The organism is Spartinivicinus marinus (genome assembly GCF_026309355.1).
Classification (GTDB): domain Bacteria; phylum Pseudomonadota; class Gammaproteobacteria; order Pseudomonadales; family Zooshikellaceae; genus Spartinivicinus; species Spartinivicinus marinus.
Map to the genome: position 1 here is coordinate 5,233,401 of NZ_JAPJZK010000001.1, position 16,980 is coordinate 5,250,380.

The following is a 16,980-nucleotide window of genomic DNA, read 5'->3' on the forward strand; positions in this document are numbered from 1 at the left end:
TGATCAACAGCTACTGTTTTTTGTATTGTATTTGAGAGTTTATAAAGTATGGCAATTATTCCCTTAGATGATTTTAAAAAAGCAGCATCAGTATCGTTCAAAAAGAAAGGCGAAAGTTATCAACAACTGCTTAAACTATATGAAGGGTATGAAACAGTAAGGGGAAATAATGATGTTGCTGAATATGACTCCTTAAAACAGCTTTTAGCTGAAGTCAATAAATACCAGCAAAATCATCAAAACTCCAAAAGAAATCCGGCTATTAATGAGCTTAAATCTCAGGTGGTTGAAAGGCGCTATCAGGTTTGGCATGAATTACAGTTGGCACAAATTAAACAGGAAGTGACACAACTTAGTCAGCAATCATCGCCTGTACGTAAAAATAAAGAGGTGATGGCAAAGTCATTGGCTGAGCTGCAAAATTTATTAGGGAGCACCTTTAAAACGCCTTCTGAACTATTGATGGCGATAGAAAGCCGATACTCTTCGGCTACACAGGGGTATATCAATGCTCTAACCAATAATATTTTAAAAAATACCAATAAACTGGGTATTGGGTCTTTAAGGGCTGTTACCAGCATTTTAATAAGTCCTGAGTTTGCACATTTTCAAAAAGCCCTTTCGTTAGTTGAGCTAAATCCAAACAGTCCTGTAAATGAACAGGGGAGAGTTGCCGTTGCAGAACAGTTGGTCAAATATCCTGTAGAAATTTTAGATTTAATGAAAGCCCACAAAATTAATGTTGTGGTTACTAACGATAGTATTACTACATATTATCCTCATTTAAAAGGTGTGACACCACGAGGCTGGCCTGCAGGTAAAACTTGGGATGATGTGCCTGGTGTTGGATCATTTAATAATCAGCGAGGTTCGGTGATCGCTGTAATTCTTGATCCAAATGGCAAGTGGGTGATACCTCCGATGGGTCAGGGCCATGGATCATCCAACTTGGTACTCCATGAAACAGCACATGCCATCGACAGAATTATTGGGACAGAAAGTCAAGGTGAGAACCTAAGTAAGCGAAGTTCGTTTGGTCAAGCATGGCAAAATGACTATCAATCTCTAGACCCTTATTATCAACAAGGTGGCACTGCAGGCTTAGAAGAAACCTTTGCTGAAGGCATTGCACGCTACTATGAAAGTGCGGCTCGCTTGTCTTGGAATCATGTCAATGGCTGGCTATTAAATAAACCTTTTGATGGCTTAGCACAGGAATACTCTACAAGCTGGTGGAAACAACAGCTGGTAAATGAGTTTTCCCCAAAAGTTAAAGCTTATGTCGACCAGCAAGTACCTGAAATTTATCAGCAGGAAAAGCTTGACTTTGCCACGCTACGTAAAATCTATCAAGCTATCCATGATGCGCCTGTAGATGGACAAAATGCACCTCTTTCAGTCATTGGCCAATTAGCTAATCAAAGCCGTACTGGTACAATCTCTGTTGCACCGCCCCCACCAGCAAGCATTTATAATTTAAATGATATCTGGAGGAATCTTCCTAACAGGGAGCAGTTGACTCAACAAGCCTCAGTTATTGGTAAGCCTATAGGCGAAAGCTATCGTGCAATATTAGTGAGCTTAGATGAACTATGGCAGCAGCAAGATGCAGATAGGGTGTTGGCGGCATTTGAGCTTTATAAACAAGCCGGCGAATATATTCAACAGCATCCAAGTTCAAAACGTAATCCTGCTATCCAGAGCTTGCGTGACAAGCTAGTCGATGCAATTAATGAAGCACAAGCGGATGATCACTTAGTACAATTTCAACTGGATAAAGTAAAAGCGCATTTGAAGTTAGTCCAAATAAAATCGGGGCTGATTACACCCGAATTATCAACTAATAATATACAACAGTTAGCAGACGGAACCTTTATTTTAAATGGTGGTGACTCTTCCCTGACAGAGCTAGCACGTTTACAGAAGCCTTTTGATCGTGCGCTTAAGGATCAAGAGCTTGTAGATGGAAGAGCACTTGGTGAAAAGATAAAGGCCGGCGCTCAATTATCTGATGCAGAAGTAGAAGGCATTAACTGGTATACCAGAGAAGGATATGTATACCTAAATGAAGCGTTGCGTGGAGGAAAACCGCTAGAGTTTTTTGTTAAAGATAGAGGGGTTAATGCCGTTATCGGTTTAAGTAAACTGGAGCCTCATAATGGTACGGTTTATCGTGCACTGCCAGTAGACAATTTATCCGGATTAGCAGAACAACTAAACCCAGGCCAACTGCTCGGTGATAAAGGATTTTTATCAACCTCAACCAGTGCCGAGTTTGTCAAAGAGTTTCGAGGTGGGAAAGGAACCGTTATTTATGCCATTGAAGGTGTAACTAGTGGTTACAATATTTCTGCTTATGCACAACGAGAGAAACTCCCTGGTGCAACAGAGCAAGCGGAAGTGCTGCTTCAACCAGGTAGCCACTTTAGAGTTAAAGCCATTAAGCAAACGGATCAAAATTTATATGTTGTTTTAGAGCAAACTACCACATTTGATAAGGGTGAAGTTGTTCGAAATATTGCTACTGGAGAGGTTATTGGCGCTGCAGTCAATGAGCAGAGAACAACTATCATGGATGATGTTACGGCATCATTTAACGATGATAGTGCAGTTGATGTATTAGAAAAAAAATGGACTGCAAAAAATCAGGTACAAGAGACTATTGCTTCAGGCCTTTCGAAACAACAATTGTCTGCATACGAATTACCTATCAACCAAGAAAAGCTAGGTAATGCACTGGGTGATGGTATTTATGAGTACAAAGATAGCCGCGTTTCACATGTGCTAGCAATTGAAGGTGTTTATTATCCTGTTAAGTTTGATCAAGACAACAACACTTGGCGTATTGTGGATGCAACGAATCCAGCAAAACCAGGTATTGCGATTGCAACGAATAATGGTCGTTGGGAGTTAAATACTAACACTGGTTTACCTGGTGGAAATCCCGGTCGTATTGATTCTACTGTTAATAAAAATAATGTACTCAATTCAGCAGCCATTGATGATCTTTACAATAAACAAAACCAATTAACAGACCTGTTTAATCAGCGCTTGGCGAGTATTGACGGTGATATTAGTTTACGCCCTGCAGTAACCGCTGTATTTGATAATACCGATCTAACAACCATTAATCGTTCACTTGCGTTTGTGGCTGCTCATGCAGATTATTTGGCTAGTCAAGCAATGGGTGATAGCCCGCAAGATGGCTGGTTAGCCAAGTTTAATACCTTGGCAGAGTTGAGTAATGAAAAAGCATTTGGCTTATTGAGTGAACCTGATCAAGCATCAATTAAGAGCTATTTGAATCAACTCAACCAAGTGGATTTAGCACTACAAGCAGGTACAGGGTTAGGTCCAGTAGAAGCATTAACAATTAATGAATTGATTGCAAAACTGCAAGCCAATACCGCAACTGATGTGCAGTCTTACCTATTGACAGTGGGTGAGCATAGTTTGGCAATATCTGCCCACCAAGAAAATGGCCAATGGCAATTTAAGCTTAACAGTGCTGTTTTGGGTGAAATTAATGGTATTTCTCAACCGGTACAACTACAACAAGTGTTGAGTAATTACCTGAATACGGTCAATGACGTCTCAGGTACCCAACACAGTCAATTACAAGTCGCAAAAATTGATCATCAAACCCTGGCTATGCCTGAATTCAATGGACAGATCGCTGAGCTTGCTCAGCCAGTTGAGACGACAATAGATCGGCTGGTTGCACTGGATGAAACGGCAGGTAAAGTACAAATAGGTGAACTCACCGTTAGCCGTGATATGTTGCATGATTTAGGGGCAACCATTGATGGTAAGGGCATTGATAGTCAAACGGATTTTAATGACCCTGAGTTAGTTAAAAAGCTGCAGTTTAGTCAAGGTAAAGTCCAAGACTTTTTACACACAACGGCTTCTGATACGCTTGGTCAGGAAGTAGTACAACTAATTAAGACCATTGACCAGGCACGAACGGAAGCGGGCATTTCAGACCGCGCTATTGTGGAAACGGGTAGCCCAGACCACTGGCTAAGAACTCAACTGGAAACTATTAGCAAGAATAAGCTGGCTTTTGACCAGGCGAAACAACTGTTGCAGTTTGGTAAAGCTCATCAACTGTCGGTTGAGTTAGCACCGACAGCTAACCGTAAACAAAATACCTCATTGGCTGATATTTTAGCGTTTGCCAGTACCCAGCATCAGGGCGGTGATGTTCAAGCATTATTGGGCAATCAAAACCGTTCCCGCTTTGTTAATGAGTTAATTGCTAAAAACAGACAAAATAATGTTGAAGCCGACGCTGTTCAGCAATATGGCGTAGCACAAGCGGAGCTTACTCAAGCCTTTACTAATGCAAATTCACAACGTGCATTAGGCCAGTTAACGATTCGAAATCTTACTGAGCAGTTGACTGATGGCGGCAATAAAACATTAGCGTTACGGTCTGGTCAGCATTATTATTTAGTGGCGAAACAAAATAGCCAATTATCATTTTATGATCCCAAAACGGGTTGGATTAGTGGCTTTACTGATACTCAGGCATTGCAGGGCTTTCTAACCGATTATTTTTCTGACCTTAACCGTTTACAACTAGGTACATCAGCAGCGGCCTTTCAGGTAAATGAAATCACACCTCAGTTTCTTGCGGAAGAAGGTGTAAAAGCTGCCACGGCTACAATACAACAAGAGATACCGGTTGAAATTGATCGTTTATCTAAACTGGACTTGAGTCAAGGTCCGCTGACAGTGGGCGATCAAAAAATTAGCCGGGTACAACTATGGCAATTAGGAGCCCAAATTCAGGGACAGCCAATTGCTGTGGATCACTTAAGTGGAGATTGGACTGCTGACTTAAGCTTTAATAGCAAAGCATTGAAACAGCACCTGTCTTCTATTTCTACGAATGAATTTGTTGAAAGTGCGGTGATATTAAAAACACTGGCTAAGCAAGAACGGATTAAAGTTGAAAATCTGGTTGATGGCACCCCATCTCGTCAATTAACCCAGGTATTACAAGCGATAGAGAATGACACACCATTAACTGGTCAGCATATCAGTCAGTTGCAGGGTAAAATTGCCAGTCCAAGAATAAATGCCGGCACGATTAAACATGTTGCTGCACAAACCCCGGGCATTGGTCTACAGGTGTGGGGTATTTATTCAGGTTTAAAATCAGCAGTGGATGCTTTCAAAAAAGGCGATACACAAGAAGGTTTAATTCAAACCGGCGCTGTAGCAGCAAATATTGCCTCTATCCCAGCCGAAATTGCCTTAAATCGCAGCTTACCTAAATTGGGTCAGCGTTTAACGGCTCGGTTGGCTGGTAGTAGTTCTCGATTTGCCGCTGCCAGTAGCAATTTAGGTAAATTGTTGGGGCGTAGTGCAGGCTTAGGAGCTGCGTTAATTACCTTACCCTTTGATATCTATAGTGCAGTTAAAGCCTTTACTGATGCGGGAGCAGAAGGACTCACGGATAAACAACGACAGGACTTGTATGTGCAAGGAGGTTTTGCCGTTGCTGGTGCTGCTGTGTCACTTGGGCTTGGTGTAGCGGCACTGGTAACAGGTAGTGCAGCTCTGGGGCCGATTGGGTTGGGCTTGAGTGTTGCTTTAATCGTGGGCACCCAAATTTACTCTGCCGTTCGCCAGGTAGAAGAAGTTTGGAATCATGTACCTGAGTTGGATGACTGGCGACATCGGTTGCGCCAAGGCTGGTTGGCATTTTGGGGACAAGACATGGATGAATGGGTCTTGGATGCTTATAAAGCGAATAAGACACATGATGACTACCTGAAACAAACCCGAGAGCGGTCAGAGCAGCTATTACAAGGTACATTAGGTCAATCGGTGGATACCATTGTGTATGGCAGCTTTAATGTTGAATTACGCAATGAGCAAGTATGGCAAGGGGATGGCTCTTATAAATGGGAGAAATTTCCCCATGTGATCGGTGGTAATGACATCATTGATGCCCGCAATGGCACTAATGGCTTAGCGAATGCTATTAGCCATGCAATAAATCCAGATAAAGCCGTGTTGTTTAATATTGGTGGTGGCCGCGATCAAATTTATGGCGTCACTGATAAACGGAATGAATTTATTTTCGGTCAAGGTAATAAGCATTTAATTGGTGGTAACCTGAATGATAACTTTTCATTCTCTGTAGATTTGGGCACCTTAACTCGACTGGCAGCCAATCTAAACCCAGATGGTAGCCTGAAAAACAGTGATGACTTTATTAACTTCCGTCTGGATGGCCAAGGGGGAGAAAACACCTTAACCATTAATACAGCCACCTTTAATAAATGGGCTAAAGAAGGCTCTCCGGCTCAACGTTATTATGGATATGTCATTGATTTAGAACAGGGCAAAGTTTGGCTGAAAAAATACGGTGAAACTGGGGAAGCTGCGAAAGGACCAGAAATTGGCGCACTAGCAAATATTCATCATACGACAGGTTCCGGTGTGGGTGCTCAGGAAGGTAATGATGGATTTAGTGATATTATTTATGGCTCTGCACAAAGCAATAATATAGTCGCTAATTTTGGTGACCAGGTGTTTGGGCGCGGTGGTAATGACATAATTACCTTAACCGATAGTGCATATGTTAATGGTGGAGCTGGCCAGGACGTATATTTAGTGCAGAGGGGAATTCGTCATGGAATGATTGAGGAAGACGGTGCACAAGTATCTGTTATACGCTTGGAGTTTGCTTTAGAAGAAATCACCGACTGGCAATTAGTGGGTAATGATTTAATTATTCGCTTTACTGGGTTAGATAAACAGTTAACAGTAAAATCTGTTTATCAAGAAGAGGGCGGTCAATTTGTTTTACAAAATGACAATCTCAGCTTTCAAACCCGGGATGGGTTTATGTTGGTGCCACAGCTGGATAAAACCCGAACACCACAAGCCGCTGAGCAACCGGAATCAATTAAGCTGTCTACCCGTTATTTAAAAGCAGGGGATAAAACCTATTTTGACGAAGAAACGGGCGTTACTATTGATCTGGCTGACAACCGTATTGATGGCAATAATCAAGGTGGCCAACATCAGGAAAATGATTTTGAAAAACTGGATAAAAGCCAATTAATTGTATTACAGGGTGATGCTGATCATCAAAGTGCGCCAGCGGGTTCTGAGTATTTTATAGAACGAGGGGCTGGCGAAACGGTTATTAAACCACAAGCGCAGGGTAATAGCCAGCCTGCCACTAATAAGGTGTTTTTGAATTATGATGCTTCTGAAATAACGGCCATTGAAACCCGTTATCAAGCAGAACAATATGATCACCACTTCAGCGGAGGGGTTGTCAGGAACGCCGGTTATCACCGTAAAAACTATGCATTGGTGGTAACACTCCAAGATGGGCGTCAAATAGTTCTAGAAGATATTATTGATAAAACCACCCATGCTGGGGATGCATTACCTTATGGCGGCAATGTTCTGAGAGATTTTCTACTCATTACACGAGATGGTATTGCCTATTCGTTACAAGACAAGAGTGGTCAAACAAAAGTCTTGGCAACCCATAGCCATTATCATGATAGATACAATAATGGTGTTTTTACGGTTAATACGCTGCATACGCTTAATAAGCAGGATTATAAATTAACCGATTGGCAGTGGGGTAGCGGTAAGCAACTGGCAGGTCGTTACCAGTTATCGGCAGAAGGTACCGCATTTGATGACACCTTGCTTGGTAATGCTGATGCCAATGTGATACGTGGTTATGGTGGTAATGATTACCTGCAAGGTAAAGAAGGGCATGATACTTATGTTATTGGTGCTTTAGCAGGTACCGTTACTATTAACAATGTAGCCGCTGATAAACAGCAGGATAGTGTTATTATTGGTGCAGCATTTAAGGATATTAGCAGCCAACGCGAAGGAGATAACTTAGTCCTTACTGCCCATTTACCGCGGCCAAATGAGCAAGGGGGAGTAACCTATATTACCCGTCAGGTGATTCTTGAAAATTATTTTGTCAGTGATGACTATCGACATATCAGTATTGTGTCGAATGACGGCCATCAACAAGAATTGCTTGTGGATGAACAAGGTCAGGTTAGCCGTTTAGTTCTTCTGGCAGAAAATAGTCAAGAAACTATTATTGATGGCAATAAAGGCAACGTTGTACAAGGCACGCAAACGGGGGATCAAATTAGAGTAAATGCGGATCAATCCAGCACAGTTATTTATGCTAATGACGGCGATGATGTGATTACTTTTAATTCCAGTGGCAGTGATGTAGCTGGTGGTGGTGAAGGCAGTGATCGTTATCAAGTGACTCAGGCCAGCCGAGGTTTGAAAACCATTGACAACTTGGCTGAAGTGGGTGAAGACGTTTTGGTGCTGGAACAAATTATTAGCTTGGATAATTTGCAATTAGCACGCAACGGGATGGATTTACATCTATTGGTTAAAGGAGATGATGGCAAAATTAGCACGGCCAATACCACGGAAGTTAAAATAACAAACTATTACCTAAGCGAAACCTATCGTCATATTTCGTTGATATTGGCAGAATCAGAGGTATCTGAAACTGAGTTATACACGTTAGCTCAATTAGCGCCTGTAAGGGATAGTTTAGTCATTGATCAAGGCACTTCAGATACAACAAAAAATACAGCTTCTCAGGCCAATACAGTCAGTGTTGTAGAACTGGATGGCGAAACGGTTGCAAACAATGCTTATCTTGGCAGGGATCAAGATGATTATCTGAAGCTGAAAAAATTAGGTCAATTACAGCAGATTGATTTAGGGGGTGGTGAAAATACGTTAGACTTGAGTCTGCTAGCAGTTGATCCAGCAATAAAAGTAACTTCTGATATATCAACAGTAACAGTGCTAGTTCCGGAATCTCGGGAATATCAGCGTTTATATGTAGGTAACCAAGAAATTAAACTGAATGGTGTACAACACCTAGTGGGTACTGCATATGCAGATGAAATTTGGGGAAGTGAAGCGAACAATATCCTGTTAGGTGGACAAGGCAATGATCGTATTTATGGCCTGTCGGGTATTAATACTCTTGTCGGTGGACAGGGATTTGACCAGCTAGTGGGCCGTGCGGCTAATTAGGTAACAGTTTCTTTGCTCGTTCCACAGAGGCAATAATACTTTTTGCACTTTTTACCCATTTAAATGGTTTAGCTAGTTCTCGATTATGTACGCTAATGAATCGGTAGATTTCATCCTTAAGTTCCTTAACACTTGTAAATACACCTCTATATAAGCTTCTACGCTCAAGCTGGGCGAACCACCCTTCCACAGCATTCAACCATGATGAACTTGTTGGAGTGAAGTGAAAGTGTAAATGCGGCTTTTTATTTACCCATTTCATGACATCAGGTGTCTTATGAGCACTTAAATTATCAAGAATGACATGCAACTCATACCCTTCTGGCGTCTTCTTTTCAATCTGCTTCAAAAAGCTTAAAAACTCTTTTGAACGTTGATTATCTGTCACTTTGCCTGTCACCTCGCCAGTCAGTACATTGAATGCAGTATATAAACAAACTGTTCCATTCCTTTTATAATCATGGGTTCGACTGCCGATTTTTCCTGGACTCAATGGTAGTCCCGGCTGGGTTCTGTCCAGTGCTTGTATTTGTGATTTCTCATCAACAGATAGAACGACTGCATTGGTAGGAGGATTCATATAAAGCCCCACTATATCCACCACTTTTTCTGCAAAGTCAGGGTCGTTACTAATCTTAAATGTTTTAATCCGATGAGGTTTCAGGTCAAAAGCTTTCCATATTTGCCTCACTTGCCAAGTGCTAATTTCGGCATATTTTGACATTAACTGAACACTCCAGTGTGTGGACTCATGAGGAATACGCTCAGTTGTCAACGTTAGAACTTTTTGTATGGTTGCTTCATCTATTAGGCTAGGTCTACCAGGACGTGGACGGTCAAACAAACCATCTACCCCTTCTTCAATAAAGCGGTTTTTCCACTTGTAAATGCTTTTGCGGGAAGTTTGCAGATACAGGGCTATGTAGGTAGGACTATGCCCCTCATCAAGCAATAAAAGCAGTCTTGCCCTCATTGCTAACCCTTGTGGCAAAGTTGTTAGTCGAAGCCACGCGCTCAGTTCTGCTTTATCGCTATTTGCTAAACGAAATTCATTTGTAGTATTCATACTACTATTTTATATTAAAACAATAAATGTTACCTTATTTTCCGCACGGCCCACTAGTCAGTGGTAGTGATAGGGATCAAATTATCTATCAGCAAGGTGATGGTAGCGACCAATTAAAAGGAGATACTACTGGTGATGTACTTAACCTGAAAGATATCAGCCTTTATAATGTTCACTTTAGCATTCCAGAATTAGAGTTTGATAATACTTTGCATATTAGCTTTAAAGGCCAGGCAGGTGATCATATTGCTATAGAAAATTGGAATGAAAATCAGGGTTTCCAAGTAATTACTGATGATGGAAGTGTCATTGATAAGCAAGGGATAGATCAATTAATTCAATCATTAGCCTCTTTTGATGCCGATGCTTGGGCCAGCTCGCCAACCCCTGTTGATGGTCAAACAAAAACAGCGATTGCTTCTGCATGGATATTAGCCACAAGCTAAAGTTTTAACCTATAACCTTAAAAGCAAAAAAGCAGCCTTGTGGCTGCTTTTTTGCTGCTCAGCGAAACAGACAACTCGCCTAGAGTTGTTTATTTTGTTAGTTGTTTTCAGAATACACTCAGTTTTTTTAGCATTAACATGTTAAGGTTAGTTATTGCATAGCCCTCCTTGAATAAGTTAACTATGAACACTTCTAATCAGAGCTAATTGTCATATTTTTAATTAGGCGGCTTTATCCTCCTTTTTCTGGTGTTCAATGACTTTATTTTCCCCTTGAGTAATGGGGATTGATTTAGGCTTCATTGCCTCAGGTACTTCTCGTTTTAAACTAATACTAAGTAAACCATTAACTAAACTAGCTTCTGTTACCTCAACATAATCAGCCAGGTTAAATTTTCGTTCAAATGAACGTGTTGCAATACCTTGGTATAGGTATTTATGTGGCTCTTTATTTTTAGCTTTCTTACCGCTTATAGTGAGCACTCCCTTTTCTGTTTGGATATCCAGCTCACTTTCTTCGAAGCCTGCCACAGCTAAGGTAATACCATAGTGGTTTTCATCAAGCGCTTCGATATTGTAGGGTGGATAACCTGGGGCTGTTTGATCACTACGCAACGCTGAATCAAGTGCAGAGGCTAGCTGATCAAACCCAATACTACTGCGGTATAATGGGGATAAATCAAATGTAGTCATGTCATATCCTCCTAAAGAAGCAATACGAAATCTTACAATTAAATTTAAAACGTGGATTCTGCTTGAACTCCCCGTTTCAATAAATATGATGGGATCTTTTTTGAAGAGTTCAATAGTTAAATAAAGAATTTGTTTTTATAAAGGGGCTTTTGTTATATCAATAATATTTATAATAAGGTGGTTTCTTCCTGTCTTGACAAACTGCAAGGCAGATTTATTATTGTATCAGATATTGAACTATTTATTAATTTAAAGCTGCAGTCTTAGCTGCCTTAGGTAGCTAGTGTTGAATCTTTAGGAAGTCGTGTCATAGCTATACCGTTGTTAGTAATACACCACTAGCCTGTTAATTGACTATATATTCGTACTATTGATAAAGGAGCATGATTATGTACTTTAAGGTTGTGGGCTCACGAGTTCAATGTATTCGTCAGCAATTGAATACGGACAATACACTGACTGAAACAATGGTCGTTTCTTTTGATAGCCATTTGACTGAGGTGGCTCCCCATGTGGCAGCTAAGTTAAGCTCAGATGAAATAGGCGAGTTAAAGTGTTGGCTCAGGGGAAGGAATGTTCCTAAACAAATAATATCTGAATATCACTTATTAGAGATGCTGCCTGAGATTATCGCGGAAGCAAACTTTATTTTAGCAAAACAGAGTCATCTTGATAAAAAAACGTTTTATAAATTAACTCACTCCATAGAAGAGCTAACAGAAAATCTTAATAGGTTAAATACTCGAACTGGCACTCGGCTAGATAAATTAAAAATCATGGAGAAAGATGAAATACTGTTCGAGCCCATTAACCAGGAGAAAGGGACATGGGCAAATTTAAACAATGATCGAGCACCTAATCAAGTAAGAGCTGGTATTTAGCCAGCTCTTACTTGATTAGCCAATTAGCAGAAAAATATTACAGTGAGGCTGCAGCTCTGGATGCCTGGTCATAAAGACCTGAAAGCATACGTAAAGCACTAGCAACTTCCCCCAGTTCTTTATTAGACAGATTGAGTGCTTTTAACGAATTGATTAAGCAGCTTTCACGAATTTTACGGTATTTTTGGCAATAGCTCTGCCCGGATTCAGTAGTGTTATAAAAGGTTTCTTTACCTTGTTTAGTGCCGATGATCATGCCTAGGCTAACGAGCTTGCGCACAGAGTAGGCAATCGTATGGGTATCTTCCAGGTTAAGAATAAAACAGATGTCAGATACTTTTTTAGAGCGGTCTCGGTGATTGATATGATGAATGACTAATACATCCAGTGGTGTTAGTTCATTAACACCACTGCTACTGGAGCAGTGCAGCATCCAACGCTGAAATGAGTTGTTAGCAATGGTTAACCCATATTCAAACTCACTGAGTTCTCGACTAAGCTCTGAAACCAGGTGCGAAGATGAAACAATGGAGTTGAGGTCGTGGTCGTCAGCCATGTCGTTCCCTTGTATTAGTCACCTATTTAATTAGTTAGTTGTCATCTGTTCAGGCAGGAAGGTGACAATTTCCGGGAACAGGATAATGAGTAGCACTGCTAATAATATGAGTAAAAAGAAGGGCAGTGCTGCTTTGGCAATATACCACAGATCTTTGCCAGTTAGTCCTTGAATAACAAATAGATTAAAACCTACTGGTGGTGTGATTTGGGACATTTCTACCACCAGCACAATGAAAATACCAAACCATAGTAAGTCAATACCTGATTGGCTGATCATGGGTAATACTACGGAAGTTGTTAATACGACGACAGAAATACCATCAAGGAAGCAACCCAGAAAAATAAATAGCCCAGTCAATGCCAGCAACAGCATAAACGTAGACAGGTTAAGTTCAGCAATCATGGTGGCCAGCATATTTGGCAAACCTAAAAATGCCATTGCTGTAGTGAGAAACGCGGCCCCTGCCAAAATTAACGCTATCATACAGGAGGTTTTGGTGGCTCCCATTAAACTGTCCATAAAGGTTTTCTTACTGAGGGTGCCAGTTAACAGTGACAGGACCAGTGCACCCAAAACCCCAAACGCGGCTGCCTCAATAGTCGTGGTTAAACCGCCATAAATGGAGCCTAATACAAAGGTAATCAACGCTACCACTGGGATTAAGCTCGCGGTTTGTTTTATTTTAGCTTTAAAGCTAAGCGATTCGGGTGGTGGCTCATCAGCTGCATGGGTTGTGGTTAGTTTATTTTTATTAACCGCAGACCAAATCATGGTAAAGCCCATAAATAAACTGACCAGTAGCAGCCCAGGCAAAATACCTGCAATAAATAGTCGGGCAATGGATACCTCAGCAGCAACCCCATAAACAATTAAAATAATGGAAGGGGGAATTAATAGCCCTAAGGTGCCAGAGCCGGCTAAGGTGGCAACGGCCATTTTATCTGAGTAGCCCCGTTTGCGAAGCTCAGGCAGGGTCATTTTACCAATGGTGGCTGCTGTCGCTGCGGATGAGCCAGATACTGCGGCAAAAATACCACAACTGATGATATTAACGTGGAGTAACTTTCCTGGGATACGCTGTAACCAGGGACTTAAGCCTTTAAATAAATCTTCTGCCAGACGGGTACGAAATAAAATTTCTCCCATCCAGATAAAAAGGGGCAGGGCAGTCAGTGACCAGCTGGAAATTGCACCCCAAGTGGACGTTGCATAGATATTGCCAAATGCATCATTGCCATAAAAATACATGCCTGCCAACGCTGCTGCAAACAGGGAAAGCCCTACCCACATCCCTGCCGCTAAGAATGCAAACAAGCCGATAATAACAATCAATGAAATAGTAAGCGTTTCCATTAACATCCCTCCTCAGTCAGCATTTCCAGGCTTTCTTGCTGCTCAGCTTGTAAGTAGGCTGGCTGGTTTCCAGTCAATAACGTAATCAACTCATCAACAAGTGCGAGAGTAAAAATAAATAAGCCAATGACGGGAGCGGTTTGGGGAATCCATAAAGGGACTGGAATATAACCGGCTGATGCTTCTTCAAAAATATACGACTCATAAGCCATATAAGCCATGTAGTAACTCATGAATATGCCAAGTAATACGGCAGTAAACAGCACAACGATTTCCAGCTTATGGCGAATCGCTTGAGGTAAATGTTTGCACACTAAATTGACCCGAATATGGGCCCCATGGCGAAAGGTGTAAGCCAGCCCTAAAAAGCTGGATGCAGCCAGTAGAAAACCAGAGAAGTCTTCAGTAGACGGAATAATCACACCAAACCAACGACCCACACTTTGCGCGAGAATTAACAGGGTGATTGCTAAAATACAGATACCTGCTAATGCCCCTGAAGCCGTGTAAATAAAGTTTAAAATCCCCCTGATAGTTGATTGGGGTGGGGGACTGGCTGCTGAATGCGTGGTCGTTGGATTTTGCATAATGAATACTACTCTGAATGGGTTATTTATTATAAGCGTCAAGTATTTGTTTAGCCCGATCACCTGCGGCTTTTGCCCATTCTTTAGTCATGATTTCCCCTAGTTTAGCCAGGTCAGCCTGTAGTTGAGCATCGGGTTTGGAGACCTTGATACCATTTTTAGCCAAGGCTTCTGTTTTGGCTTGGGTTTCTTGTTGGGCCATTTCCCAGCCGCGTTTTTCAGCATCAGCTGCAGCCTTCATAACCACTGCTTGTACGGCTTTTGGGAGTCGTTTAAAACTGCGATTATGGACAATAACCATATTTTTCGGGATCCAGGCTTGCGCATCATTATAATACGACACATAGTCCCATGCTTGGCTGCTGACCCCTGTTGAAGGCGAGGTGATCATCGCATCAATAATGCCAGTACTAAATGCTTGTGGAATTTCAGGGGTTTGTACTGTGGTAGGCGTTGCTTTTAACAAAACTGAAAGCCGCGATAAGGTTGGGCTATATGAACGCATTTTTAGCTTGGCCAAATCACCAATTGCGCTAACCGGCTTTTTCGAATAAATCCCTTGAGGAGGCCAAGGCACAGCAAATAATAGTTTTAATCCATCCTTCGCTAAGCTTTTTTCAACGGCAGGTCGCGAGCTATCCCATAGTTTTTTGGCAGACTCAAAATCAGTGGCTAAAAACGGAATATTATCCAGTTTAAACACTTCGTCGTGATTACCCAACATTGCCATAAACAACTCACCAATGGGGACTTGGCCAGTGCGAATGGCTCGGTGAATTTCACCATGTTTAAACAGAGATGCCCCTGAGTGCACTTTAATGTTCAGCTCACCTTTACTGAGCGTTTTTACCTCTTCTGCAAACATCCGCACATTTTTTGTGTGGTGAATACCATCGGCGTAAGGGGTGGGCATATCCCATTTTGTTGCAGCTAATGCACTGGAAGAGCCTATCAGTAGTGAGGCAGTAGTCATTAATGTCGTAGAAGCAGAGGCTGCAAATTTCACAAGCTTTTTCATGGGGTTAACTCCAATTGGCTTATTTATTAGAGGTGTCCTAAGTCTTTGGTTCGCTAGCTCGATGGCATCAGCACCTTTTAGTTAATTGATCAGTAGTTTGTTGATCAGCTAAGCATCGTTTTCGCTTTTGTAAGTATTTTCTCTAGCCCAGTTAGTGGATTTCTCTTATTCGACTGGTAGGTCCTACGGTATGACAAGTGCAATTATAAGTCAATACACATACAAAACACTTGTAAAATGTATTCGAAGTATTTACTTTATTAATAGACAGTAACTTCCCAACAATAAGAATTTGCACTGTTACGTCATCAGCCTGAACGCATACAGCTAACGGCTGGCTTGACTGTAGCAGGTATCAGTAAAAGGCATAAGCAGTAGTTATAAGCGGTAGTTATCAATAGTAGCCTTGATACTATTCATTTGCTTATTGAAGCTTAGGTCTAGGAAGCTGGGGTCTAGATAGTGTTGATGATCGGTTTTGAACAAGCGCTTTGATCAAGTCTGGAGTGAAGAGGGTGTAATAATGAAACTAAATTGCGACATGGGAGAAAGCTTTGGTAGCTGGCAGAAAGGCATGGATGCTGAGGTAATGCCCTATATTGACATGGCGAACATTGCCTGTGGTTTTCATGCTTCTGATCCAATGACCATGGACCTAACTGTCGCAATGGCTAAGGAATATGATGTGGTGATCGGGGCACACCCTGGCTATCCCGACTTGCTGGGCTTTGGTCGCCGAACCATGCAGTGTTCACCCCAAGAACTCAAAACCTTACTGATTTATCAAATTGCAGCATTAGATGGTATTTGTCGTACCCATAGCACCCGGCTTAGCTATGTGAAGCCTCATGGCGCGCTCTACAACCAAATGATGAAAGATAGCGAAGTGCTGGCCACGGTGATGGCAGCGATACATGCCTATGACCGAGAGTTGGCTTTGGTGGTTTTAGCCAATGGTAACCGAGATAAAACCCAGCATTTAGCGGATCAACAAGGTATTGCTTTGTTGTTTGAGGCATTTGCGGATCGTGCTTATGACTCTAACGGCTATTTGGCTAAGCGAGATCAACCTGGTGCTGTGTTCAATGATATCGAACAAATCGAACAGCAAGTGTTGGGGATTATTCATGAAGGGAAAGTCTCAACATTAGACGGTGGTGAAATCCCCTTAAATGCGGATACGATTTGTGTTCATGGGGATAATGCCCAGGCAGTGGCTGCCGTGCGTCATATTCGCCAGACATTAGCCGTATCACTAATACCCCCCCTTACATTACAAGCACAGCAATAAGGGGCTGT

Annotated in this window: 10 protein-coding genes; 4 read left to right on the plus strand and 6 right to left on the minus strand. The window is 41.7% G+C overall.

Features of this window, described 5'->3' with window-relative positions; genetic code table 11:
• The first annotated feature begins 48 nt into the window (after positions 1–48).
• The gene (locus OQE68_RS23520; protein WP_180571405.1) at positions 49–9,078 is read left to right on the plus strand and encodes a membrane-targeted effector domain-containing toxin; all 9,030 of its coding nucleotides are present in this window, start codon (positions 49–51) and stop codon (positions 9,076–9,078) included.
• Here the strand turns inward: OQE68_RS23520 and OQE68_RS23525 are convergent.
• A complete protein-coding gene (locus tag OQE68_RS23525) occupies positions 9,071–10,144 on the minus strand; it encodes an IS630 family transposase (RefSeq protein WP_266195779.1) in 1,074 nt (357 codons plus the stop codon). The two genes, OQE68_RS23520 and OQE68_RS23525, sit on opposite strands and share 8 nt — an antisense overlap.
• 26 nt (positions 10,145–10,170) lie before the next feature.
• Between OQE68_RS23525 and OQE68_RS23530 the strand changes: the two genes are divergently transcribed.
• A complete protein-coding gene (locus OQE68_RS23530) occupies positions 10,171–10,590 on the plus strand; it encodes a hypothetical protein (protein WP_180567949.1) in 420 nt (139 codons plus the stop codon).
• A gap of 222 nt (positions 10,591–10,812) precedes the next feature.
• On the opposite strand, the gene OQE68_RS23535 is transcribed toward OQE68_RS23530, so the two are convergent.
• Positions 10,813–11,283 carry an Hsp20 family protein gene (locus OQE68_RS23535; protein ID WP_180567948.1) on the minus strand — a complete coding sequence of 157 codons (471 nt, stop codon included), beginning with the start codon at positions 11,281–11,283 and terminating at the stop codon, positions 10,813–10,815.
• A 389-nt stretch (positions 11,284–11,672) separates the two neighbouring features.
• Here OQE68_RS23535 and OQE68_RS23540 point away from each other — a divergent pair, with 389 nt between their 5' ends.
• Positions 11,673–12,164, plus strand: a complete 492-nt coding sequence (locus tag OQE68_RS23540; RefSeq protein WP_180567947.1) for a hypothetical protein — start codon at positions 11,673–11,675, stop codon at positions 12,162–12,164.
• Between the two features lie 37 nt (positions 12,165–12,201).
• On the opposite strand, the gene OQE68_RS23545 is transcribed toward OQE68_RS23540, so the two are convergent.
• Genes OQE68_RS23545 through OQE68_RS23560 form a run of 4 tightly spaced genes read right to left on the minus strand, consistent with a single transcriptional unit; the run spans position 12,202 to position 15,681 of the window.
• Complete coding sequence (locus OQE68_RS23545) at positions 12,202–12,720, minus strand: winged helix DNA-binding protein (protein ID WP_180567946.1); 519 nt, start codon at positions 12,718–12,720, stop codon at positions 12,202–12,204.
• A 30-nt stretch (positions 12,721–12,750) separates the two neighbouring features.
• Positions 12,751–14,076: a TRAP transporter large permease gene (locus tag OQE68_RS23550; RefSeq protein ID WP_180567945.1), complete on the minus strand. Its 1,326-nt coding sequence runs from the start codon at positions 14,074–14,076 to the stop codon at positions 12,751–12,753.
• Positions 14,076–14,663: a TRAP transporter small permease gene (locus tag OQE68_RS23555; RefSeq protein WP_180567944.1), complete on the minus strand. Its 588-nt coding sequence runs from the start codon at positions 14,661–14,663 to the stop codon at positions 14,076–14,078. The genes OQE68_RS23550 and OQE68_RS23555 overlap by 1 nt, the downstream gene beginning before the upstream one ends.
• Positions 14,664–14,685: 22 nt before the next feature.
• Complete coding sequence (locus OQE68_RS23560) at positions 14,686–15,681, minus strand: TRAP transporter substrate-binding protein (RefSeq protein WP_180567943.1); 996 nt, start codon at positions 15,679–15,681, stop codon at positions 14,686–14,688.
• A 523-nt stretch (positions 15,682–16,204) separates the two neighbouring features.
• Here OQE68_RS23560 and OQE68_RS23565 point away from each other — a divergent pair.
• Positions 16,205–16,972: a 5-oxoprolinase subunit PxpA gene (locus tag OQE68_RS23565; RefSeq protein WP_180567942.1), complete on the plus strand. Its 768-nt coding sequence runs from the start codon at positions 16,205–16,207 to the stop codon at positions 16,970–16,972.
• Positions 16,973–16,980 lie beyond the last annotated feature (8 nt).